The organism is Paenibacillus sp. J2L1-98 (assembly GCF_056269405.1).
On sequence record NZ_JBWDNW010000005.1, the window covers coordinates 69,975 to 93,158 of the forward strand.

At 44.6% G+C, this 23,184-nt stretch carries 21 protein-coding genes; 14 read left to right on the forward strand and 7 right to left on the reverse strand.

Annotation, left to right across the window (positions count from 1 at the left end; all coding sequences use genetic code 11):
• Positions 1 to 3: 3 nt before the first annotated feature.
• Positions 4 to 813 (reverse strand): ABC transporter permease subunit, encoded by an 810-nt coding sequence (locus AC0YNZ_RS12250; protein WP_475826863.1) that lies wholly within the window; start codon positions 811 to 813, stop codon positions 4 to 6.
• A complete protein-coding gene (locus AC0YNZ_RS12255; RefSeq protein WP_475826864.1) occupies positions 810 to 1,697 on the reverse strand; it encodes an ABC transporter ATP-binding protein in 888 nt (295 codons plus the stop codon). The genes AC0YNZ_RS12250 and AC0YNZ_RS12255 overlap by 4 nt, the downstream gene beginning before the upstream one ends.
• Before the next feature lie 161 nt (positions 1,698 to 1,858).
• Here AC0YNZ_RS12255 and AC0YNZ_RS12260 point away from each other — a divergent pair, with 161 nt between their 5' ends.
• From AC0YNZ_RS12260 to AC0YNZ_RS12315, 12 genes are all read left to right on the forward strand, one after another.
• Positions 1,859 to 2,452 carry a TetR/AcrR family transcriptional regulator gene (locus tag AC0YNZ_RS12260; protein WP_475826865.1) on the forward strand — a complete coding sequence of 198 codons (594 nt, stop codon included), beginning with the start codon at positions 1,859 to 1,861 and terminating at the stop codon, positions 2,450 to 2,452.
• Positions 2,453 to 2,595: 143 nt separating this feature from the next.
• Positions 2,596 to 4,257: a GMC oxidoreductase gene (locus tag AC0YNZ_RS12265; RefSeq protein ID WP_475826866.1), complete on the forward strand. Its 1,662-nt coding sequence runs from the start codon at positions 2,596 to 2,598 to the stop codon at positions 4,255 to 4,257.
• 79 nt (positions 4,258 to 4,336) lie between these two features.
• Positions 4,337 to 5,329 carry a LacI family DNA-binding transcriptional regulator gene (locus tag AC0YNZ_RS12270; RefSeq protein WP_475826867.1) on the forward strand — a complete coding sequence of 331 codons (993 nt, stop codon included), beginning with the start codon at positions 4,337 to 4,339 and terminating at the stop codon, positions 5,327 to 5,329.
• Between the two features lie 510 nt (positions 5,330 to 5,839).
• Complete coding sequence (locus AC0YNZ_RS12275) at positions 5,840 to 7,147, forward strand: ABC transporter substrate-binding protein (RefSeq protein WP_475826868.1); 1,308 nt, start codon at positions 5,840 to 5,842, stop codon at positions 7,145 to 7,147.
• A 93-nt stretch (positions 7,148 to 7,240) separates the two neighbouring features.
• Positions 7,241 to 8,119, forward strand: coding sequence for a carbohydrate ABC transporter permease (locus AC0YNZ_RS12280; RefSeq protein ID WP_475826869.1), 879 nt, complete (start codon positions 7,241 to 7,243; stop codon positions 8,117 to 8,119).
• Positions 8,119 to 8,955, forward strand: a complete 837-nt coding sequence (locus AC0YNZ_RS12285) for a carbohydrate ABC transporter permease (protein ID WP_475826870.1) — start codon at positions 8,119 to 8,121, stop codon at positions 8,953 to 8,955. Before AC0YNZ_RS12280 ends, AC0YNZ_RS12285 begins: the two co-directional genes overlap by 1 nt.
• 14 nt (positions 8,956 to 8,969) lie before the next feature.
• Entirely contained in the window at positions 8,970 to 9,107 is a 138-nt protein-coding gene (locus tag AC0YNZ_RS12290; RefSeq protein WP_475827097.1) for an alpha-amylase family glycosyl hydrolase, read from the forward strand.
• 50 nt (positions 9,108 to 9,157) lie between these two features.
• Positions 9,158 to 10,669 (forward strand): glycoside hydrolase family 32 protein, encoded by a 1,512-nt coding sequence (locus tag AC0YNZ_RS12295; protein WP_475826871.1) that lies wholly within the window; start codon positions 9,158 to 9,160, stop codon positions 10,667 to 10,669.
• Between the two features lie 21 nt (positions 10,670 to 10,690).
• Entirely contained in the window at positions 10,691 to 12,217 is a 1,527-nt protein-coding gene (locus tag AC0YNZ_RS12300; RefSeq protein ID WP_475826872.1) for a glycoside hydrolase family 32 protein, read from the forward strand.
• Positions 12,218 to 12,315: 98 nt separating this feature from the next.
• Positions 12,316 to 13,935 (forward strand): glycoside hydrolase family 13 protein, encoded by a 1,620-nt coding sequence (locus AC0YNZ_RS12305; RefSeq protein ID WP_475827098.1) that lies wholly within the window; start codon positions 12,316 to 12,318, stop codon positions 13,933 to 13,935.
• 118 nt (positions 13,936 to 14,053) lie between these two features.
• Positions 14,054 to 14,854 carry a lipase family protein gene (locus tag AC0YNZ_RS12310; protein ID WP_475826873.1) on the forward strand — a complete coding sequence of 267 codons (801 nt, stop codon included), beginning with the start codon at positions 14,054 to 14,056 and terminating at the stop codon, positions 14,852 to 14,854.
• A 228-nt stretch (positions 14,855 to 15,082) separates the two neighbouring features.
• Complete coding sequence (locus tag AC0YNZ_RS12315) at positions 15,083 to 16,267, forward strand: MFS transporter (protein ID WP_475826874.1); 1,185 nt, start codon at positions 15,083 to 15,085, stop codon at positions 16,265 to 16,267.
• Between the two features lie 115 nt (positions 16,268 to 16,382).
• On the opposite strand, the gene pepT is transcribed toward AC0YNZ_RS12315, so the two are convergent.
• The 4 genes from pepT to AC0YNZ_RS12335 form a co-directional block, all read right to left on the reverse strand.
• The gene (gene pepT, locus AC0YNZ_RS12320) at positions 16,383 to 17,615 is read right to left on the reverse strand and encodes a peptidase T (RefSeq protein WP_475827099.1); all 1,233 of its coding nucleotides are present in this window, start codon (positions 17,613 to 17,615) and stop codon (positions 16,383 to 16,385) included.
• Positions 17,616 to 17,740: 125 nt separating this feature from the next.
• Positions 17,741 to 18,457 carry a ThuA domain-containing protein gene (locus tag AC0YNZ_RS12325; RefSeq protein ID WP_475826875.1) on the reverse strand — a complete coding sequence of 239 codons (717 nt, stop codon included), beginning with the start codon at positions 18,455 to 18,457 and terminating at the stop codon, positions 17,741 to 17,743.
• Between the two features lie 177 nt (positions 18,458 to 18,634).
• Positions 18,635 to 19,699, reverse strand: a complete 1,065-nt coding sequence (locus AC0YNZ_RS12330; protein ID WP_475826876.1) for a phosphatidylglycerol lysyltransferase domain-containing protein — start codon at positions 19,697 to 19,699, stop codon at positions 18,635 to 18,637.
• 99 nt (positions 19,700 to 19,798) lie between these two features.
• Positions 19,799 to 20,128, reverse strand: coding sequence for a hypothetical protein (locus tag AC0YNZ_RS12335; RefSeq protein ID WP_475826877.1), 330 nt, complete (start codon positions 20,126 to 20,128; stop codon positions 19,799 to 19,801).
• A gap of 105 nt (positions 20,129 to 20,233) precedes the next feature.
• On the opposite strand from AC0YNZ_RS12335, the gene AC0YNZ_RS12340 reads away from it, so the two are divergent.
• Together AC0YNZ_RS12340 and AC0YNZ_RS12345 are read left to right on the forward strand one after the other, a co-directional pair.
• Positions 20,234 to 20,653, forward strand: coding sequence for a gluconate 2-dehydrogenase subunit 3 family protein (locus tag AC0YNZ_RS12340; protein ID WP_475826878.1), 420 nt, complete (start codon positions 20,234 to 20,236; stop codon positions 20,651 to 20,653).
• A complete protein-coding gene (locus tag AC0YNZ_RS12345) occupies positions 20,637 to 22,319 on the forward strand; it encodes a GMC family oxidoreductase (protein WP_475826879.1) in 1,683 nt (560 codons plus the stop codon). Before AC0YNZ_RS12340 ends, AC0YNZ_RS12345 begins: the two co-directional genes overlap by 17 nt.
• A gap of 103 nt (positions 22,320 to 22,422) precedes the next feature.
• On the opposite strand, the gene AC0YNZ_RS12350 is transcribed toward AC0YNZ_RS12345, so the two are convergent.
• Positions 22,423 to 22,938: a hypothetical protein gene (locus AC0YNZ_RS12350; protein ID WP_475826880.1), complete on the reverse strand. Its 516-nt coding sequence runs from the start codon at positions 22,936 to 22,938 to the stop codon at positions 22,423 to 22,425.
• Positions 22,939 to 23,184 lie beyond the last annotated feature (246 nt).

Consider the following 23,184-nt stretch of genomic DNA (forward strand, 5'->3'; position numbering starts at 1 on the left):
ATGCTATAAAGGCAGGTCGCGTTTTCGAAATAGAAGGATGGCCAGGCCGAATGAAAGCAAGCCGATAACGGAGAGAATGATGGAGGCTGCTCCTAAATTCGCCGTTCCGTTTACAATTTCAGCGGGTGTGTACAGTGAGAATAGGGAGAGGTTCCGCAGCCAATCGATCTTTTCGCTAAGCTTACCCAATAAATCCATGCTGAAAAATCCAAATGTAATCAATCCGGAAAGGCTGAGCGCCTTCTTCTCGTCGTTGGATAGAGAGGATACGAGAAAGGAAATGCCGCCGACAGCAAAGAAGAGCAGGAACGCAGCCGTATTCATCTGAATGAATGTGGATGTGTCGAATTCATATTTATCGCCCAGAAACCATGCGTTTCCGGCAAATCCGGCGATAGTCGTCACCGCCATAATCAGGAAAAGCCCGGTCGTCAAAACGGCTGCCTGCGTAAAAGCGACTTTCCCGCGTGTCGTCGGGGTGGATAATAAATAAGCCATGGACCCTTGGTCCACCAATTTGGCCATCAACTGAGTCGATAGCTGGACGCATACGATAGCAAGGATGAGAACCAGAATTAATCCGTAATATTCCCCTGAAATAAACGCCTCTGCGCTGCTAAAGCCGTTAAGGCCGAAAGCTTTTCCCACGCCCTCCGGCATGGATTTCACCAGCTCATCGATAGCTTTCGAGTTTTGAGCGATTCCGGGATATAACCAAAACATGAGAATGATATAGAACGCAGAGCCGAGTGCATAGTTCATGAAGCTCTTCATGTACACTTTCATCATCTGTTTATATAAGGTGACATTCATACTACCGTCCCCTTCCGGTCGTAGTAGTTCATGAATATGTCCTCGAGATTTTGGGTAAAAATATCGATATTGCGCACGCTGTATTTTGCCGTTTCTTCCACGAACCTATCGTAATTGCCTTGAATGGCCACTCTCACCCGATTGCCTTCATACGATTCAATGAGCAAACCGGAATTTAAGAATGACTTCGCATCGATATGATTCTCGAAGGTGACTTCGAACAGCTTCCGCTGCATGGACTGCAGCTCGTGAATATCCTTAACTGCGATAATGACGCCGTCCTTAATAATCGCAGCCCGGTCACAGGTTCTCTCGATTTCCGGGAAGCTGTGCGATGACATTAGAAATGTTTTGCCGCGTGCCTTCTCCTCCAGCACCAGTTCAATAAACACCTTCTGCATAAGAGGATCGAGACCTGATGTCGGTTCATCCAAAATAATGACAGTAGGGTCATGCATAAATGCGGCTACGATTCCAACCTTTTGCTTCATGCCTTTGGACATCTTGCGAATGGGCGTATGAACGTCGAACTGCAGCCGGTCGATTAAGCTTGCACGCTTGGAAAGGTCTTTTACCCTTTGCATGTTTGCCATAAAATCCAGAAACGTCCTGCCTGTCATTCCTTCAAAAAAAGCAATTTCTCCAGGCAAATACCCTACGAAGCGCTGTACTTTCCCTTGCTCTCTCCAGGTATCCAGCCCATTTATGTTCACATATCCTTTGTCCGGCTTCATGAAGCCCATTATATGCCGGATCGTCGTAGACTTGCCTGCTCCGTTTGGCCCCAAAAAGCCGAATACCTCACCTTCCTTAACCGAGAAGGATACATCAAAAATCCCTTTTCCGTTCGAAAATTTTTTTGTTAAATGGTCAACGGTTAACATGTCGGCACCTCCAAGAGTGAGGAAATGAAATATTATCATCGTTATATTTCATATGTTATAATAAACCCGTCAGAACACGTCGTCAATGGTTTGGTGAAATATATTTATGATAATAGTTCATTAATTACATGAAACAAACTTTGGAGTTAGGGTGAACGAGGATGAACGGTTTTGAGAAAAGGGCCAATCTGATCAAAGAGAAGATCATGAAAACCACCTTGGATATGCTGCGCACATCGGACCCCAAGAGGATTCGAATCGCCGATATTTCCAAGCTGGCTAACGTTTCGCAGGTTACGATCTATAATTATTTCGGTAGCAAGGAAGCTTTGCTCCGCGAAGTATTCATGAACTACTTCGACAAGGCGATCCGCGATTTCGAGCAATATATGAATGAAGGACACTCGTTAAAGGAAAAGATCGAGCATATTATTTTTCTGGAGAAAGCAACGTATAAGGATTTTCCTCCCGGTCTAATTAAAGAACTATTGATCGGGGATAATGAGCTGTCCCGTTACATTGAAGAGCAATACAGGGAGAGAACGATTCCTTTGACCGTCCGGATTATAAAGGAGGGTAAAGAAAGCGGCGAAATAGCGGAAGATGTATCCATCCCTAACGTCTTGGCCTTTATACAATTGTATATGAATCAATATGAAACCATACTGGAAATGGCCCAGAAAAGCGGGGATATGGATAAATTCCTCGAAGGTATGGTTGATATGTTTTTTTACGGCGTTTGCGGGAAAAGGTAGCTTGACCGGCGGGGTTTCAGTGGTATGAAACCCCGAATCTTATTAGGAGAGCAGCCTTTTGAACCTGCATAATAGTGACTCATGTACATATATATAGTGATTGCATCTGAACTGAAGAATTCAAAAAGTAAGGATGTGTAATCATGAGGATCTACGTCGCTAAAGAGGAAGATACTTTAAATGGGATTTCAAAAAAATACGATATTGAATTAAATGATCTTCTCACTTTAAATCCCCATATTCCAAGTCCCGAAATACACATCCCCGGTATTCATGTAAATTTTCCTCCTATAGACAAGCCCGGCAGCGTACAGATATCTGTTCCTATGTGTCCGTTTGATCCCTCATCTGAAGAAATTCTCAAGCATTGGATTCCGCTTACGTCTTTGGAGCAAATGACTGAAAATGATTATGATGTGATTATTGTCGGAACTGGAGCAGGGGGAGGAGCGGTCCTCCGAAGATTGTGCGAGCGGTGGAGGCATAACGGGAAACGAATCGGCATTATCGAACGAGGAAATCTCCTGCTGCCGACGCATGTACGGAATATTCCAACGATGACAAATGCGCGGTTTGGCCCGTATTTTCGAGGGGTATCCAAATGGATTGGTAAATCGCTTCCTGAATTTCCAGGTGCCAGAGAGCTTTTTGCATTAGGGGGAAGAACTTTATTTTGGGGAATGTCTGCTCCCCGGATGGATGCTTCTGAAATGACGGAATGGCCGTTAACGGAGAATGAAATGGATTTTTACTACAAGATCGCCGAACAGGTTATGGACGTTTCCAATGGGTATACGAAGGGATCATCCTTTCAAGAGAACATATTAGACAGACTTCGATATAATGGATTTCCCGAAGCTGCAGATGTTCCTACGCCTGCTGATCTTGTACCAACCAATTATGGACAAATTCATTCGGACGTATTTTGGAGCTCCATCTCCGCGCTCGCTTACGGCTTGAATCGAAAGCCCTTTGATTTAGCTGTAAATGCCCGTGCTGTCGAAGTGCTTGTCGAAAATGGAAAAACGGCCGGTATTAAAGTGATGTCGCTCGATAAAAAACCATACTTTCTCAAAGCAAAAACCGTTGTTTTGTCGGGAAACACGTTTGAAACCCCTCGTATTCTGCTAAATTCAGGCATTCAAGGAAGAGCGATCGGCCATTATTTAACCAATCATTCTTTCCTCTTATCTACAGTACAAGTGAGCCGTAAGCAATTTCCGGAGGTGTTAGGTCCATTAAGCGTGATGATTCCGCAAACAAAGAGCCGTCCTTATCAAATTCAAATGGGCGGCCCGGAGGGATACCTTTGGTATCAACGTTATGAACAAGAACCTTTGCAGGATGAGTTATATATCGGCATCAGCGCATTCGGAAGGGTTGAATCGCGATTTGAAAACCAGGTTTACCTGGATCCCTATAAGCGCGATGAGTACGGAGTTCCGGAGATACAAGTTCAATTTTCTTATAGTGAAAAAGACAAAGCGATTATTAATGAAATGGCATCCGCTTTAACACACGTTGTTTCAGCCATGGGAGCTTCTTTTATTTCTGCCCAAGGTCGGCCGCCCATATGCCTTATGCCTCCCGGGAGCGACTACCATGAGTCAGTTACCTGTCGGATGGGTGACGACCCCTCTAATTCAGCAACGAACCGGTATGGACAAATCCATGGTGTATCCGGCCTTTATGCAGCTGATAACAGCATCTTACCTTCAATTGGAGCTGCTAATCCAACACTTACAACTGTCGCCTTATCTACAAGGGTGGCAGATTACATCGCAGCTTTCGAAAATCCTAATTAATGGGCAGTGGTTTTTTTTACTGAATTGAGATACAATGAAACTGGTTTCATAAATAGTGATTTATTGGAGTGGCTGACAAGTGGCGAATATTTCGGATGTAGTACGATTGTCGGGCGTGTCGAAATCGACCGTTTCCCGTGTCATAAATAATTATCCCCATATTTCAAATGAAAAAAAAGAGCTCGTGCTGAAGGCGATGAAGGAGCTTAACTATACGCCGAACCTGTCAGCTAGAAAGCTGAGAGGGCAAGTGACGACAACCGTCGGCATTATAGTGCCGAGAATTGTTAATCCGTTTTTCTCATATTTGGTCGATGCGATCGAGAAGGCTGGCTATCAGCAAGGTTACCAAACCTTATTTTGCCAAAGTAATGAAGATAAAGAGAAAGAATTAACATTTTTAAACCTGCTGAAGACAAAGCAAGCGGACGGCATTATTATGACTTCCATCGAGAATGACTGGGAGGTTATTAAGCCGTTTACAGAGCACGGCCCCATTGTACTTTGCAATGAATATGTCAGTGAAGCCCATGTCTCCATGATTCGTTTGGATCAATATCAAGGGGCATATATGGGGGTAAAGCATTTAATTGAAAGAGGCCACCGGAAAATAGCCTACTGCACCGGGGGATTGTTTACCGAATTCGGGAAAGATAAAGACCGCAACCGGGGTTATCAAAAAGCATTGGAAGAAGCGGGAATAAAGGTAAATCCAAGCTGGGTTTTGGTCAATAAGCATACGATAGAGGACGGAAAGCTAGTGATGAAGCAGATTCTTGAAATGAATGATCGCCCGACAGCCGTCTTTACAGGAAGCGACGAGATTGCCGGGGGATTAATGATAGCTGCGAAAGAGCATGGTATCTCGATCCCTGGCGATCTGGCTATTATCGGCTTTGATGATCAGCCCGTTGCAGAAATGTTAGATCCCGGGCTGACGACGATTCGCCAGCCTGTTGATCAAATGGGGAAAAAGGCAATGGAAGTGCTGATTGAGCATTTAAATGATCCCGATATGGCTCCAGACACATATGAACTTCCGGTTGAACTGATTATTCGAAAATCCACATAGACTGTCATATAAATGATTGGGAGCGGGTTGTGCTATTTGCGCAGATCCGCTCTTTTTTTGTTTTTTTTTAATTTTCCTTGTTCTCTTCGTAGAATTTATGAAACCAGTACCAATCGTTGTTTTTTTTAATTTCCATTTTGAAAAGATACATAATACAAAATATCATAAATAATCGGCATGAAATTGTCGCGTTTAGTTGATTTTGAAGAGATAATCAGTGAGATTTGTAGTCATCACGTAAAAAAGGAAAACACAGGATGTTGAAACCGGTCTCAATAGATGCTACAATACAGATAAATCTTGATGAGTAAGTCTTTAGAGATCAATAAATTGGAACTAGCTTTCTGAATTTCATGTTTCCCTATTTTCCGTGAAACCGTTGCCAATTGGATTGTAATGGATCCGAGTGGGATCTATAGCAAAAGTTGCAGAATTTCATTAATCTCCACTCATGGTGTTACAGACTGGTAACAGTCTTAGCATATATAACAAATATTGGAGGGGTCAGTTTTGAAAAAAGCATTATTTTTAATTGTTGCTCTAGCGTTTGCTGTTAGCCTGACTGCTTGTGGAGAAAATGACACAAGTGGTACAGCAGCGAAAGATTCAGGCACTTCAAAGAAAACAACACTCATCGTCGCGACTTGTAAAAATGAAATCGCTACTCAGTGGAAGGAAGCAGGCGTGCAATTCGCTAAGGAAAATCCAGATCTAGACGTACAAATTTATAACGCAGATGCTGGTGGTAGTGTAAATGCCTTTGATAAACTAACTAATTCCGGTAAAGTAGCTGCTGTTGCGTGTGTCCAGCCAGGAGAAATTGCAGGAAAATACAAAGGTATTGGTATCGATCTAAGCCACGAGAAATGGGTTGCTCAAACAGAACAGAGCTTTTATGCGGATGGTAAATTAGTTGGTTTTCCATTTGCTATTGAAGGGTTTGGTTTCATTTACAATAAGGCTTTAGTTGAAAAAGCAGTTGGAAGTAAGTTCGATCCATACTCAATCAACACGCGTGACAAACTTAAGGCTTTGTTGGAAGAAGTTAAAAAATCCGGAATTAAATCACCAGTAGCTTACCAAACTGAACCTTGGTCTCTAGGTAATCACTATATCTCGAATATTTTAAACCAAGGTAAACCAGAGGAAATCGAAGCTCAATTAGCAGGCGGAAAACTAGATCTGTTAAATAATTCCACTTTTAATGGACTTTTAGATACACTTGATATGATGACTTCCACTGACTACAACTACTATGGTTCCAAACCGCTTGCTGCTACTTATGATCAAGCACATCTGTTGGTGGCTGCCGGTGAATCTGCATTTATATTTAATGGTAACTGGGCTTGGCAAAACATCGAAGCTGAACTGAAAAAAACAGGTAAAACAGGCGAATATGGATTCCTTCCAATACCGGTTGACAACAACCCTGAAAACCGAATGAACAATGCTCTTGTTGTTGGTCCTACTCAAGTCATTATTGTAAACAGTAAGGCGACTACGGCTGAACAAGAGGCAGGTAAGAGGTTCCTTAATTGGATCGCGTTAGAGAAATCTGGTCAAGAGTTTTTAGTGACAAAGTCGCAAATCGTATCTGCATTTAAAAACACCGAGCTTCAAGTAAGTAACCCGCTAGGCCAATCAATCGCTGCAGCCGTTAAAGCCGGGAAAACAATTCCATTCTCAACGAACTATGTAAATCCTGGCGACTATGCCAACAAGGTAGGTCCAATGATGCAAAAATATGTTGCTAAAAAAGCTTCAAGAGCTGAACTTGCTGAAGCTATCATTGACACACATGTTGCAGGTGCAAAATAACAATTGAATCAAAGGCACTATAATTCAAATGGGTAGGACAACTTCCACCCATTTGAATTATGAGAATCAGATTTGGAGAAGAGAGGTAAAGAGATGATGACTGAGAAATTGATAAAGTCTGTACGAGATCGATTGTTTTTCACCGGGCCTACGATGATCGCATTCACGCTTGCCGTGCTCATGCCTTTTGCTTATGGTTTTTATTTAACATTAATGCGAATGGACAATATATCAGATATGTCTTTTGCGGGCATTGATAATTACATGGAGGCATTTAAAGACTCTGATTTTTGGGTATCAATGGGGCTAACTTTTAAATATGTAGGTGCAACAGTTATTTTTATGAACATCCTAGGTTTTGGTTTGGCATACATCGTAACATCTGGTATTAAAGGGCAAAATTTTTTTAGAGCGTCTTTATTCACCCCGAACCTTATAGGAGGTTTGCTTTTAGGCTATATTTGGAAATTTGTATTTACGCAATCTTTGCCTGCTCTTGGAAAAGCGTTAGATATTGAGCTTTTTCAATGGAGTTGGCTAGGTGATGCACAGCTTGCTTTTTGGGCGGTCGTAATTGTTTCAATCTGGCAAAATGCAGGTTTTTTGATGATTGTATTTATCGCTGGTTTAATGAGTGTTCCAAAAGATATCATAGAAGCTTCGACTATTGATGGCGCTAATGCGTGGCAGCGTCTAATCAGAATGGTTATGCCGATGATGGTGCCTTCGTTTGTTGTAACCACATTTTTGACATTAAAGAATGCTTTCATGATTTATGATATGAATTTTTCTTTAACCGCTGGTGGTCCATATAATAGTACGAAAATGGTGTCCATGCATGTCGTTTCTAAAGCATTTGACTCCAACGATTATGGTGTTGGTCAAGCTGAAGCCATTATTTTATTTATCGTCGTAGCTACCGCAACAAGCCTTCAAGTTTATTTTAGTAAAAAATTGGAGGTTGAAGCATAATGCATGCTAAAAAAATGATATCGAACGTTACGCTCTATTTCGTACTAAGTTTATCCTTTCTTATATTCGTATTCCCGTTTTTTTTGTTGATTGTAAATTCGTTCAAAATGAATGGAGAAATTATCAGCAATCCTTTCGCATTGCCGAAAACAATTGATTTCGGGCAGTTCGTGAGTGTTATCGAAACCATGAATTTCGCGGTCACGTTTAAAAATACTTTCGTTATAACATTTACAAGTGTGGTATTTACCTTGTTATTTTCATCGATGTGTGCGCACTACCTCGTCAGAAATGCAACGAAATTCGATATTACGTTCTTTATGATAATGGTTGCGTCGATGATTATTCCTTTCCAATCCATTATGATTCCATTGATGTATATTTACGGTGCTAAATTGCACTTAATTGATACAGCCCCAGTACCGCTATTGATTGCATTGTACATCGGGTTTGGTAGTTCGTTAGCCGTATTTATGTACCACGGATTTATAAAAAATATTCCTTTGGAGTTAGAAGAAGCAGCTTTTATGGACGGTTGTACAAAAATTCAGACCTTCTTCAAAATTGTTGTTCCTATGCTGCAGCCTATTTCGATGACAATTGCGATTTTGAATGTGTTGGCAATTTGGAACGATTTTCTATTACCTTCTCTTATCCTGTATAAAGAAGAAGATCTTACAATGCCGCTTAAGATGATAGCCTTTAACGGCGAATACTTGAATAATTACGAATTATTGATACCAGCAATGTTAATAACTATCCTCCCGATTTTTGTAGCATATTTGTTTGGTCAACGCTTTATCATCAAAGGAGTTATGCAAGGTGCGATAAAGTAATTATTGTCCGTTCTATTCCGAAATTTGGAAACGATGAGAATTACCGCGTGGAATCGGTCAAAATGATAACGGCCTATTATTTTTTAATGCGTGGAACTCCTATTATATATCAAGGGCAGGAACTCGAAATGCTTAGACAAGCCGGGGCTTAACACACATAAGGACACGCAACGGCCTTTTTCAACGAGAGGATAGGGAAGAGATGTCAACTGTAACCTATAAAGAGAAGTATCGGCCGCAATTTCATTTTAGTCCACCAGCGATGTGGATGAACGATCCGAATGGAATGGTCTATTTTGATGGAGAATACCATTTGTTTTATCAGCATTATCCTAATGGGACTACGTGGGGACCAATGCATTGGGGTCATGCGATCAGTACGGACCTGGTTCATTGGGAAAATTTTCCTATTGCTTTGGCACCGGACCATAACGGTTTTATTTTCTCTGGCAGTGCGGCAGTCGATTGGGAAGATACGAGCGGATTCTTCTCGGGAAAGCCAGGGTTGGTGGCTATTTTCACTCAAGGTGATTATTATCCGGATTCGGATCGCCCTAGACAGCGGCAAAGTCTCGCTTACAGTTCGGATAAAGGCAGAACATGGATGATCTATGAAGGTAATCCTGTTCTGTGCAATGAGAATAATACGGACTTCCGGGATCCGAAGGTGTTTTGGCATACTTCGAGGAAGCAGTGGGTCATGGCGATCGCAGCAGGGGACTGTATCGAGTTTTATACGTCTCCCGATTTAAAGGAATGGTCTTTTGCAAGTGAGTTTGGCGCGGCTGAAGGCTCTCACGATGGAGTATGGGAATGCCCGGATCTCATCGAATTGCCCGTAGACGGTCAAGAGGAACAAACCAAATGGGTGCTCATTGTCAGCATAGGAGAAAAACCTGAAATACTGGAAGGCTCAAGGACACAATACTTTATCGGAAGTTTTGATGGGCATACATTCAAAAACGATGCTAGCCCTGAAAACATATTGTGGTTAGATCATGGGAGAGATAACTATGCCGGTGTAACTTGGTCAGACGCTCAAAGTCTGGATAAAGGGAAGCTGTTTATCGGTTGGATGAGTAACTGGAAATATGCAAATGTGACTCCAACGATTGAATGGAGAAGTGCGATGACACTGCCGCGGATCCTGTCGCTAAGAACGGATACGACTGGGGTTCGGCTGGTACAAAAGCCGGTGTCAGCATTGCAGGAGCTTCGGAAGCAAGATCAGGTTTGGAAAAAAGTTGCTGCGCGTCCCGGTCAAAACATTCTTGCAAATGTATATGGTGATATCTACGAACTCGAATGTGAAATTGATCTGGGGGATGCCTCGGAGATCGGATTTAAGCTTCGGAAATCTCAGCACGAGGAAACGATTGTCGGCTACAATGCCACAACGCAGACGTTGTTTATCGACCGACGCCAATCAGGCGAATCCGCATTCCATGACACATTTGCATGCAAACACGATGCGCCGCTGGAGCTTAAAAACGGCAAAATCAAGCTGCATATGTTAGTCGATCATTCCTCTATTGAAGTGTTTGCGAATGATGGGGATATCGTAATGACAGATCAAATCTTTCCGGATCCATCTAGTACAGGATTAGAGTTGTATGTGAGAGACGGAATCGCGAAGGTCATTTCTTTAAAGCTGCATGACCTGAACTCTATTTATAAGGTCTATCATCAAAGGCGTCAGCCAGGGAGCAATTAAATGATAAATGGAGGAGTAGAAGTGAATCAACATCAGGCACTTGCCGGCAAAGCTACCCGTTCGGTAATGGAGGCGGGCAAGCAAATATCCGATGATTATTGGCGTCTGCGTTACCACGTTGCGCCGCCTGCACAATGGATGAACGATCCTAACGGATTTTGTTACTTTAAAGGAGAATATCATCTTTTTTATCAGCATCATCCTTATTCGTCCATCTGGGATGATATGCACTGGGGTCATGCCAAAAGCGCAGATTTAGTTCACTGGATCGATTTGCCGGTTGCTTTGGCTCCATCGGAAGCCTATGACCGGGACGGTTGTTTCTCAGGCAGCGCGATTGAAAAAGACGGGATGCTGTATCTGATGTATACCGGAAACATATGGACGGGCAGCAACCGGGATACCGACTTGGAGCAGGCGCAGTGCTTGGCCTCCAGCGCCGATGGCATCCATTTTGACAAATGTCCAGAAAACCCGGTCATCCAGAAGGCCCCGGAGGGGAATATTCATCCGCATCATTTCCGCGATCCGAAAGTGTGGAAGAAAGACGATCAGTATTACTGCGTTCTTGGCTCCCGTACTCAGGAGCATGTCGGTCAAATTCTTCTTTACCGGTCGAAAAGCTTGCTGGACTGGGAATTTATCGGCATAGCTGCACAGGGCGACGGTAAAGAAACGGATGGCTTTATGTGGGAATGTCCGGATCTGTTCCTGCTGGAGGGGCAGGATGTGCTTGTCATGTCGCCCCAGGGCATGAAGCCGGATGGAGATAAATATCACAATTTGCACCAAGCCGGATATATGCTCGGCAAGCTCGACTATGATACTGGAAAGTTCGAGCACGGGCCTTTTGAAATGCTCGATTACGGGTTTGATTTCTATGCTCCGCAGACGATGGAAGACGGGCTGGGCAGACGCATTCTGATCGGCTGGATGGCGATGTGGGAGAGCAAGATGCCGGAGCAGGCAAAGCAGTGGGCCGGAGCGATGACGCTGCCGCGTCAGGTGCTGCTGGAAAACGGGCGTATCCGCTGCAGGCCAATTCCAGAGCTGGCGAAGCTTCGCGGCGGTATCACGGCATACGATAATGTAGATGTTACGGGCGAATTGCATTTGGTCGGTCTATCCGGTGATTGCTACGAAATGGAGATGCTGATCGATCTGTCGGAGGCTGTCCATGCGGTGATCAAATTAAGAGTTAATGAAGCGATGAACGAAGAGACGGTTTTGCTCATTAACCGGGAAGAAAATACGGTGTCGCTCGATCGCAACCGCTCAGGGATGGGACCGGGCGGCATTCGGAAAGCTGCTGTTGATCTGTCAGACGGTACGTTGCATCTGCGTCTGTTTATGGACCGGTCTTCCGTAGAAGTGTTTATACAAGATGGAGAAAAAGTTATGACGGCGAGAATTTATCCGGATGAGAAATCGACGGGTATTTCTTTTTTTGCCGAAGGCTCTATGAAGCTAGTTCATCTAAACAAATGGGAGCTGCACAAAAGCGTAGGAACGGCAGAGCTGGACGGGATGATTGGCAGCAGCAAATAGACAACGAGAAACATACAGAGGATACAGAGGAGACGAGTGAAGTGGGAAGCAACTGGTGGAAAGAAGCGGTAGCGTATCAAATTTATCCGCGCAGTTTTATGGACAGCAACGGGGATGGCATCGGCGATTTGCAAGGAGTTATTTCCAAGCTCGATTATTTAAAGGAGCTCGGAATTGACGTCATCTGGATCTGTCCGATGTACAAATCTCCAAATGACGATAACGGGTATGACATATCGGACTTTCAGGACATTATGGACGAGTTCGGTACGATGTACGATTTCGACCAGCTTCTTCATGAGGTTCATCAGCGGGGAATGAAGCTGATTTTAGATTTAGTCATTAACCATACTTCAGACGAGCATCCTTGGTTCGTCGAATCCCGTTCCAGCAAACATAATCCCAAAAGGGACTATTACATTTGGAGCGACGCAAAGGACGAAGCCGAGCCAAACAACTGGGAAAGCATATTCGGCGGTTCGGCTTGGGAATACGACTCGCATACCGAGCAGTATTTTATGCACATTTTCTCCAAGAAGCAGCCTGATTTAAACTGGGAAAATCCAAAGGTCCGCGAAGAGCTGTATGCGATGGTCAACTGGTGGCTTGATAAAGGCATAGACGGCTTCCGTATCGATGCGATTACTCATATCAAGAAAGTGCCGGGCTTTCCCGACCTGCCTAACCCGGACAAGCTAAGTTATGTGCCTTCTTTCGAAGGACATAGAAACCGTGATGGTATTCATGAATTTCTCGAAGAGCTAAAGCGGGAGACCTTTGATAACTATGATTGTATGACCGTTGGAGAAGCGGGCGGGGTAAGTATTGAGGATGCCGAGCAATGGGTCGGAGAACAAAACGGAAAATTCAATATGATTTTTCAATTTGAAACGAATGGACTTTGGGAGAAGAGCGTAGACGGCGGTTTGGATCTCTATGCGCTTAAGAAAACTCTTTCCAGGTGGCAAAAAGGGCTCGAGGGAAGCGGTTGGAATGCGTTATTTATGGAAAACCATGACCTGCCCCGTTCCGTTTCCACTTGGGGAGATGACCGGGCTTACTGGGATAAGTCTGCCAAAGCGCTGGCCACTATGTATTTCCTTATGCAGGGAACTCCTTTTATTTACCAAGGCCAAGAAATCGGGATGACCAATGTACAATTTGAATCGATTGAACAATATAACGATGTCTCGGCGAAAAATATGTATCGGATCGAGATCGAAAACGGAAAAAGCCACGATGACATTATGCAGATCATTTGGAAAAATGGCCGGGATAATTCTAGAACACCGATGCAGTGGAATGATCAGCTTTATGCCGGATTCACAACAGGGGCACCTTGGCTTGCGGTTAATCCGAATTATAAAGAAATCAATGTTCAACAGGCTTTGCAAGATACCGATTCCATCTATCATTATTACAAAAAACTAATCCAATTGCGGAAAACGGAGCCGGTTGCCGTATACGGAACTTATGATCTCATTCTGCCAAATCATAAGGAGATTTACGCTTATACGAAGACGCTCGGCGAAGAAAAGCTGCTAATTATAATAAATTTATTCCCTCAAGGAACAACGTGCAATTTGCCCAAAACGGTAAAATTCACTTCTTCAGAGCTGTTAATTTCAAACTACCCGGTTGTTCCTGAAGACAATATCCGGAAAGTTTCGTTACGGCCATACGAAGCCAAAGTTTACAGGTTAAGCAGCGTGAGCTAGGAAATATATTCCCTTACGTATCGTTTAAGTGAAGGATTTTTCCTTTTTTTGTAGAAAGTCGTAGTGTAAACCATGATCTGCTCACTATGGGCACTACACACAAAAGGGGATCTATTCGATGAACGATCAAGCAAACAGCATGGAATCATACATTTTTTATGGCAAGCTCGTGGAAGCTGCCTATGAAATGTATGCGCAAAATTCGCTCGCACCTTCGCTGCCTTCCGATTTTCCATCCGGCTGGGAGCGGGTTGCGAACTTAACGATGATGCCTTATTTAGAGTCTATCAAGAAAAGAGAGTTTGCCGGTTATATTGCCAGCCCGGTGGAGAACCCGTTACAGCAGATTGTCGTCATCCGCGGTACGGAAAGCGGACTTGACTGGTTGGCTGACTTCGAGTTTGAATTAAAAGATTTCCCTGAAGTTCCGAATGGAGGCAAAACCGAAATCGGGTTCTCCAATCTTTACAGGAGCATGACGGTTGAATACGAAGACCCGAGCATACCGAACGAATCGCTGACCGCTCAGCTGGACCGGCTGCCGGCTGGAACAAAGCTCGTTGTAACGGGTCATAGCCTGGGCAGCTCGTTAGCAACCTTACACGCTTTTGTAGCAGGCAGCAAGCAGCTTGATGTCGAATTGATTACTTTTGCGTCGCCTCGGGTGGGGAATCGTGAATTTGTCGAGGCTTTTCAGCAGATGGATATTAAAAATACCCGTATTTTTAACCATCCCGATATTGTTCCTAATGTGCCTGTGGAAATAGCCGGTTACCGTCATATCGAGCCCGGCATTGAAATTAACTCCGCATTATTCCAGGTTAAGCACTCGATTCCATGCTATCATGCCATGAGCACTTATTTGTATGTTATGGGAGATGACAAAGCAAATATATGCAAATGTAAATCGAAATCATAAGCAAGCAGCCCCAGCTTCTAAGGCGAAGCCGGGGCTGTTTGTATCATAATAGGTAGAGGCAGCGAATTATTATATAATATTGTTAATACTGAACGGTCAAAGGAGAGGGTGCTATGACACAGGCCAATGCACGAGCTCCCAGCTAATCTTTAACACCCAATCGCTCACGGGCTCCTCCGCATTATGGTTGAGAATCATTCAATCATAAAGGAGAGGGGCAGCTATACCATGAGTTACAGGTCAAATGTTTGGAAACTGTACGCGATCCGTTTCTTCTACAATCTGATCCCTGCTTATGTCATCGAGAGATTGTTCTGGGAAGAGAGAGGCATGACCATCCAAATGGTCGTCTACGCGGAAATTATTTTTGCGATAACGGTCGTATTGCTTGAAGTTCCCACAGGAATCATTGCCGATAAGTGGGGCCGGAAGCATATGATCGTATTATCCGCCTTGTTAGGCTGCTGTGAATTTCTAATTCTGGTGTATGCAGCGGAGTTTTGGCACTTTGCGCTCGTTGTATTTCTGGCGGCTATTGGCAGTTCCGCAAGCAGCGGTGCGGAAGATGCTCTGCTCTACGATTCGTTATTGTCCGCTCAAGAGGAGCCGTTTTTCGAGAAATACGTTGGCCGCTTGAATGCGCTCGACATTTCTTCCATTATGCTTGCTGCTTTGTGCGGAAGTGTACTGGCGGGCCGTTTTGGATATGCATTCAATTATTGGGTTTCCTTCGTAAGCATGCTGGTTTCCCTGTGCTTAACTCTGATGCTGGTTGAGCCTGCCGGGAGCAGAAATGAGGAGAATGACCGGCAGATTCCGGTTCGAGTGTATATTACAGCTTCTCTGCGCCTTTTCAGAGAAAATAAAGGTGTGCTTCTCGTGGTACTCTCAGGAATGGTGACGGGCGCAGCTATAAACTTCATTGACGAGTTTTGGCAAACTTACTTGGACCGATTAGGAGTCCCGGTCATTTATTTCGGCTTGTTCTCGGCATCGCTATTCCTGATTAGACTACCGGGCAATATGATGGCTTATAAATTGAAGAGCCGGTTCAGCTACCGTTTATTGTTATCTGGCGTAACCGCGGTATTAGCTCTGTGCTTCATTTATATCTCGATCATAAAAGACTACAGCGGATTGGCAGTTATATTCATCATCTGCTTGTTCGCCGGGATGATCGAGCCGCTTGCAGCCGGTTATTTGCATCACCGGATTGATTCCTCCATGAGAGCGACAATGGGTTCGTTTCAGTCTTTAGGCGAGAATGCGATACTCATTGTTACAGGATTAGGCTTCGGATTTTTTTCGTCCAAATATGATGTGTTTGGCGGGTACGGTTTTATTGGAATGGTGTGCAGTGTATTTTTCGTATATTTTACATTCGCATCCAATAAGATTCACATCGAAGGTTGATTGAGACGGTCTGAGCAGATGCTGCTATAAGCGCAAACTAATTACAAACAGGCTGCCGGCAAAACTAATGCCGGCAGCCTGTACGTTAACGGCACGAAAGGTGCCGCATATGCTTCTAAGCTCTTTGTTCGTACAGCTTAACGATTTCGATTATCGTATGTACAGCCTGCTCCATCGTGTCAGCCGACACATACTCAAATCGGCCATGATAATTTTCTCCGCCTGTAAATATATTCGGTGTCGGCAATCCCATGTAGGATAGCTGAGAGCCGTCCGTACCGCCACGAATCGGTTGAATGATCGGCTGAATGCCGAGATTGTTCATGGCTTGTTCCGCGATATCCACGACTTCTTTGACAGGCTCGATTTTCTCCTTCATGTTGAAGTATTGGTCTCTGATTTCAGTCGTTATGCGCTCTTCCCCGTATTTTGCTTTCAGCTCTTCGACAATGCGAGCAAGCTCCAATTTTCTCTCGTTAAACCGATTACGGTCGTGATCGCGTATCAAATAACGCAGCTGCGTTTGCTCGACGTCACCCTGTATGGAGGTTAGATGGTAGAAGCCTTCATGCCCCTCAGTCCGCTCAGGCGTTTCATCCTCAGGCAGCTTTGCATGAAGCTCCATCGCGATTTTGGCGGCGTTAACCATTTTACCTTTAGCTGTTCCGGGGTGAACGTTCTTGCCCTTGCATGTAATAAGCGCAGCCGCCGCATTAAAGCTCTCGTACTGAAGCTCGCCGAGCGGACCGCCGTCCATCGTATAGGCATAGACAGCGTCAAAGGCGGCCACATCAAACTTATGCGGACCTCTGCCGATTTCTTCATCCGGGGTGAAGGCGACTCTTACTCTGCCGTGCTTCAGCTCGGGATGTTGAATCAGATAGGCCATTGCTGTCATAATCTCGGCAATGCCGGCTTTATCGTCGGCGCCAAGCAGGGTGGTACCGTCTGTTATAATCAGCGTTTGGCCTTTATAGCCGGTAAGTTCCGGAAAGTCGCGCGGCGACAGAACGATATTCAGTGCTTCATTCAAGACGATGTCCTGTCCGTCATATTTCTCTATAATTTGGGGCTTTACGCCGGCGCCTGTGAAATCGGTGGCCGTATCCATATGGGCAAGGAAACCGATTGTCGGGATCTCTTTGTCGGAATTGGCCGGAAGAGTCGCCATGACATAGCCGTTCGAATCCATCGTAATCTCCTGCATGCCGATGGTTTTCAATTCCTCCACGAGCATACGGGCTAGCGTCAGTTGTCCCGGTGTGGAGGGGCAAGTGCTGCTTGACTCATCGGACTGTGTTTCAACTTGTGCATAAGAGATAAATCTGGACATTATATCGGTTTTCATTGTCATTTCACCACTCCAGTTCAATTTGTCATATAGCAAAGTATAATACAAATGAGGGTGGCATCCAAAATGTTAAGGCATAGAGGTCCAGTCGGTTTAGCTCCATTCTTAATGGATAGGATTATTCACCGGGCAGCCCAAACCATTCCCCGCTGCATCATAGTCAGGACTTCAGGTTTTGTTACAACATCCAAGGAGTGTCCTAAAGAATTATAAAAAACGCGGCCCTTTCCGTATTTTTTTGTCCATACGACCGGCATGACTACTTCTCTCCAAACCTCCGGGGGACGCGCCTGATTGAAGCAGGAGGTTGCAAGCACCTCGTTGGCCGGGTCAACAAGCATGTAATATTGCTCGCTGGTAACGGAAAAATCCTGAATTCCGGCCATTATAGGGTGATTCCGATTGCAAACGCGGACCTCATAGGTGATTCCCGCCCCTCCGGGATGAGCGACAAATTGTCCGCCTACCATGAGCTGGTATTCGATTTCACAACGAAACGCATCCCCCATACCGCCGTGCATCCCGGCTAAGCCGGTTCCTCCATTGCTGACAGCGTCAAGCAAGGAAGCCAGCTGCTCTTTCGTTATCGTTCCAGCCGTCCAATCGGGAACGATCAAATCCGTCTGCCGTAATTTTTCCTGGTCAAGCAAAATGTCCAATGTATCTGAAATTTCGACCTCAAAGTTTGCCTGGCGCAGCAATCCTGCAAGAATTTCCGCAATTTCTTTAGGTTTATGCGGCGGATAGCCGCCTTGTATGATTAACGCCTTTTTTTGCTTGCCAAAATCATTTCGGGATGGCCGCGATCTTATATTAATAACTATTGAATGATTATTCATCAGCATTCTTCCTCTGGGTATAGTGTCTTGAAGTGAAATACCCTATAAAATATGCCCAAATAAAATTTCGGTGATAGTTCCTGTTTTATTGAAGAAGCATGTGGATGAAATTCGGCTGCATTAAAAAAAACCTCCCGGCCTTCTTTTTGAGGCTGAGAGGTTTTTTTAATTCGGCGGTTAGGCCCGTTTCCTTGCAATAGAGCTACTGTTCATTAAAGGCTTGGAGGCGAGTTTGTCTTGCGAAAGCTGCTTGGTGCAAGGTCTATGAATGATAAAGGCAAGCAGCAAAGCCGTAATAGATATGGCAGCAGGTTGATAGACTAAGTAGACATCCTCCCACTTGGGCGCGAATTTATTTTTATAATCATACAAACCTTTAAAGTTATACAGCTTGTTCCCATACTTGTAGAGCAGTTTAACGATAAGCAAATCGCCCGCGTTTGCCAAAGGGGCCATGCCTAAGCTGCAGAAGTCATACTTATTTTCTTGGGCCCACTTGAATAATGAAATAAACAGAACATCCATTGTTCCATGCGGGCATGCTTTCGTATAGCGCATCAAGTCTACCGTTAATTTCCGGCATACCGGCGCCTCTTCCTGAGCGGCTTGGAGCGGGTAATGGTCGCCTGCGATCGAAACGAACGCCTCGTAATTTCCATCAGGGCCAACGAGTACGGCAACGGGAAAACGGCTCACATAATCCGGTGAAAAAGATCCGACAGAGAAGCTTTTCTCCTTTCGGTCACTGAGCCACTCATCCGATATAGCTTGAAGACGATTCAGGAATGGATCTGAATAAGGCGGGAGCATGACTTGAAAGGAATAACCATTGCGCAGAAATTTATTTATGCGGTTTCGCAGCTTAAGCCAGTGCTTGCCGTTCAAATGAAAGCTGGACAAGTCTACTTGAGCTTCTTCTCCAATTTTGACGAATTGCAGCCCCAGTTTCTCATACAGCGGAAGAAATGCAGCTTTTGCCTGGTAGAAGACAGGTATCCGCTTATTTTCATGGCAATCTGCGATAAACTGCTCGACGACTCGTCTAGTAGACTCGGGGGATTTTCCAATGGGGTCGCCAAGCACGATTCTTCTCTTACCGACCGAGCGATATACGATTAACGCTTCGTGTTCAGTATCCCAGAACCATTCCTTATCGCCAAGATAGTATAAATGCGTGTGTGAAGTATGACCGCAGCTTTTAAGCAGATGATGAAGACGTTTTTCTTGCGTAATATCGATCAAAAGAAAATCCTCCAAGTTTGCAATATCTATGCTGACGCCAGTGTCGAATTATGTCTATGACTATATTATATCGGCTTTTTCTTTATCTTTGAAGTGTTTCTACCGATTTTCATTCGTTAGGGGGCATTCTAATATTCGATATACTCTCCCTTTCGTTAAAGTGGATAATGCGTATGCCACCCATTCCGAAATGCTTTCTTCACCGCCGAGCAAAAATAAATTCGCTGTACAGCGCCTCATTATCTCCGATTTTGTATCAAAAGGGATATATCCGGTTCGGGTAACATACAAAACGGGATATTTCGATAATGCCGCTATGTCCATACCGATTTCCGGCAATCGCTCGATTGGGGCAATGAGTATATTCAATTCGAAAGGAGCATAGATTCTCGCGTAAGCGGCAGCTTCCGTAAAAGGATTTTTGTACATTATTATCACCTCGATACATGATATGACGAAACCTAAAATATAATTTAAATAATTGAGGCTGTGGATAAGGGGGAAAGCACACTGATTTCCAATGAAGAAATACAAATGATCCAGATGTTGACGGAAACTATTTTTCCCGGTGCTTGTGAGGCAAGGGTGTATGAGTTTATTTTGAGGGATATGAAGAGCAATCCTTTTTTTGTTGAAATTTATCATAAAGGGCTGTACCAGTTGAACGAAGGAGCCGAACACATATATCGAACGAATTTGATTCAGCTTAACGGGGATCAACTGACCGACCTGCTGTCCATGTATGAAGACAGTGAATTTTTTCAAATATTAAGGGATCATACGCTGGAGGGAATGTTCAGCGATCCGATTTACGGCGGAAATTACGAGGCGTTAGGATGGCGCATGCTGGGTTATGCGGGACCGAAATTTCATCCTCCGGAAACCCTTAATGAAGTCAAGCTTCCGACGGTGTACTATTCGCTAGAAGGGATCGCGTATGAAGAAGAAGCCTGATTATGACGTGATCATTGTCGGAGCGGGCGCGGCTGGCGGCATTCTCGGCAGGGAGCTGAGCGATTCGGGATTATCCGTTTGCGTGCTGGAACGGGGCCCGATGCTGGAAACAAAAGACGCATCGATGGATGAGCTTCGTTTTCCGGTTCGCCAGAATCTTCTGTGGGCGACGCCGAAGACCGGGGGCATGACGTGGCGCCCGCATGCGCGCGCGGAAACGCAAAAAATTTTCCCCCGTATTACTTCACTGCTTGACGGATGGGGCCCCGGCGGCAGTACGAATCACTGGGGAGGAGTAAGCTTTCGCTTCGAGCCGTCCGTCTTCAAAGCGCTGGATGTATGGGGCCAAGTCCCGGACGGGGCCATTGCCAATTGGCCGCTTTCTTATGAAGATTTGGAGCCTTATTACACCAAGTTTGAATATAGGCTGGGCGTCTCCGGAGATGCCTCCCGCATGTTGTACGGGCCCCCAAGATCGAAGCCGTATCCAATGCCCCCGCTGGAGCAAGGATTTGCAACCAATCACTTTGCGCAGGCGGGCAGGGAGCTGGGCTACCAGCCGTTCCCCATGCCGGCGGCCATTAACTCCCGCGATTATCAGGGGAGGAAGCGAACGGGATACTGCGGCTTCTGTATGGGTTATGAATGTACGGTGGATGCAAAATCAAGCACAAGAGTGACGGAACTCAAGGAAGCGCTGAAAAATCCGAATTTCACGATGCTTACGGACCGTTATGTATACCAAATTACGATGAGCTCTTCGCAGCAAGCTGACGGAGTGATCTGTATGGATTCGGGCGGAACGGTCTATGAGCTCACAGCAAGCATTGTCATTATTGCGGCCAATACACTGTATAATGTCTGGCTGCTGCTTCTGTCAAGAAATCAATACGCCCCGGACGGCATTGGTAATCAGTTCGGTCAAGTAGGCAAATATTTTCATCATCATCCGTTTACTGGAGTGGCCGGTTTGTTTGATGAACGGATGAATGTCCATATCGGGCCTTCCGAGCCGCTTATGGCCATTACGAATTATACGGAAGACCATTTTGACCATTCGGGGCTTGGGTTCATTATGGGCGGTTTTATATTCGGAGCTAAAGTATTTGGAGCAGCGGGTCAGCCAATTGAATTCGTGAAGAATGTTCCTCTGCCCGAAGGCGTACCAGCCTGGGGGCCATCATTTAAAGAGTTTGTCACAAAAACCTTCAGTCGTTATTATACTATTTTTTCGCTGATGACCGATCCCCCCTTGCTTACGAACTTCATCGATCTTGATCCCAAAGCGAAAAACGGGCTCGGACTCCCTCTCCCGAGACTTACCTTTAGTTGGAGCGAGCAGAAGAATGAGATGCATCGTTTTTTTTATTCGAAGATCGTCGAAATTCTGCAAGCAGCCAGAGCGCAAAAGATATGGGGAGGTCACGACTATCAGCAGCCATGGGAACTGTCGCATCCGAGCGGCGGAACGAGAATGGGTGAAGACGAAAGGGTATCGGTGACCGACAGGTACGGCAAAGTTCATGGCGTCCGTAACTTGTTCGTTGCCGGAAATTCCTTATTTCCGACGATGTCTGCCTTTAATCCGACGGAGACGATTGGTGCGCTTGCTTACTGGCAGGCTGATTATATTAAGCAGGAGGTGTTAAAGGGGAATTTGATCTAGCGGCAATATCTGTAACAAGAATAAAGAGCCGCTTGCCCGCGATCATCCGGGCAGGCGGCTATTGTGCCAAGGCTATTCATTTAAAGAGGGAGTGTCCCGATAGTCAATCTGCCTGAATAGGGCTCACCGCTTTAGCGCGATTAAGGTTAAACAACTTTTCCGTCCCCCAATATCGGTCCAAGCTTAGGTGGTAAATATACTTTCGTCCAAGCAGCAAAGTAAAGGCACTCGTATATAAAACGAGACTAATTAAATTTATATTTCCGGATAGAATAAAATTAATATGCATATAAAGGCAAATAAGTATAGAGGGAATTGTCATTAATCCTACTAGTATCACAACTCCTACTGCTATTTGTGCAATAGGGATAACATAATTAAAAAACATAACATGCTCTAAAGCTATATTTTCAATAAAATGCTTATGAAACATAGGAACATTTTCTTTGTTCAGCGCATGGAGCAAATAATCCGTTAAAAAGTCCCCCGGCTTACTAAACCAAGCTTTATCTGTAATTTTCGTAACGCCCGCTAACAGCCAGCCAAACCCGAAAAGTACCCGCATTGCGATAAAAATGACGGGTAAAATAATCTCTACTAATTTTTTGTTTTGCAGCATTCTCTACGCCCCCATATTTGAATGAGAATCTCTTCCTTTGTAAAAGTTCAATATAGCTGAAAGAACTTAATTAAAAAAAGTTTCCCTGATGCAAAATATTTTACCATACACAAATAAATTTTGGATATCATTTTTTTATCGAGTGCACAGAGAGAACAGCTTGAATGGTTATTGGATCACGTTCATAACAGGTTCTAATTTTGCTGGAAGAACCTATTTTTTTGGAGAATGAATAGATATCTATGC

Coding starts and splice junctions, on each gene's coding strand:
- AC0YNZ_RS12250 (WP_475826863.1), bottom strand. CDS start 813: ATGAATGTCACCTTATATAAACAGATGATGAAAGTGTACATGAAGAGC.
- AC0YNZ_RS12255 (WP_475826864.1), bottom strand. CDS start 1,697: ATGTTAACCGTTGACCATTTAACAAAAAAATTTTCGAACGGAAAAGGG.
- AC0YNZ_RS12260 (WP_475826865.1), top strand. CDS start 1,859: ATGAACGGTTTTGAGAAAAGGGCCAATCTGATCAAAGAGAAGATCATG.
- AC0YNZ_RS12265 (WP_475826866.1), top strand. CDS start 2,596: ATGAGGATCTACGTCGCTAAAGAGGAAGATACTTTAAATGGGATTTCA.
- AC0YNZ_RS12280 (WP_475826869.1), top strand. CDS start 7,241: ATGATGACTGAGAAATTGATAAAGTCTGTACGAGATCGATTGTTTTTC.
- AC0YNZ_RS12285 (WP_475826870.1), top strand. CDS start 8,119: ATGCATGCTAAAAAAATGATATCGAACGTTACGCTCTATTTCGTACTA.
- AC0YNZ_RS12295 (WP_475826871.1), top strand. CDS start 9,158: ATGTCAACTGTAACCTATAAAGAGAAGTATCGGCCGCAATTTCATTTT.
- AC0YNZ_RS12305 (WP_475827098.1), top strand. CDS start 12,316: ATGGACAGCAACGGGGATGGCATCGGCGATTTGCAAGGAGTTATTTCC.
- AC0YNZ_RS12310 (WP_475826873.1), top strand. CDS start 14,054: ATGAACGATCAAGCAAACAGCATGGAATCATACATTTTTTATGGCAAG.
- AC0YNZ_RS12315 (WP_475826874.1), top strand. CDS start 15,083: ATGAGTTACAGGTCAAATGTTTGGAAACTGTACGCGATCCGTTTCTTC.
- pepT (WP_475827099.1), bottom strand. CDS start 17,615: ATGAAAACCGATATAATGTCCAGATTTATCTCTTATGCACAAGTTGAA.
- AC0YNZ_RS12325 (WP_475826875.1), bottom strand. CDS start 18,457: ATGAATAATCATTCAATAGTTATTAATATAAGATCGCGGCCATCCCGA.
- AC0YNZ_RS12335 (WP_475826877.1), bottom strand. CDS start 20,128: ATGTACAAAAATCCTTTTACGGAAGCTGCCGCTTACGCGAGAATCTAT.
- AC0YNZ_RS12340 (WP_475826878.1), top strand. CDS start 20,234: ATGATCCAGATGTTGACGGAAACTATTTTTCCCGGTGCTTGTGAGGCA.
- AC0YNZ_RS12345 (WP_475826879.1), top strand. CDS start 20,637: ATGAAGAAGAAGCCTGATTATGACGTGATCATTGTCGGAGCGGGCGCG.
- AC0YNZ_RS12350 (WP_475826880.1), bottom strand. CDS start 22,938: ATGCTGCAAAACAAAAAATTAGTAGAGATTATTTTACCCGTCATTTTT.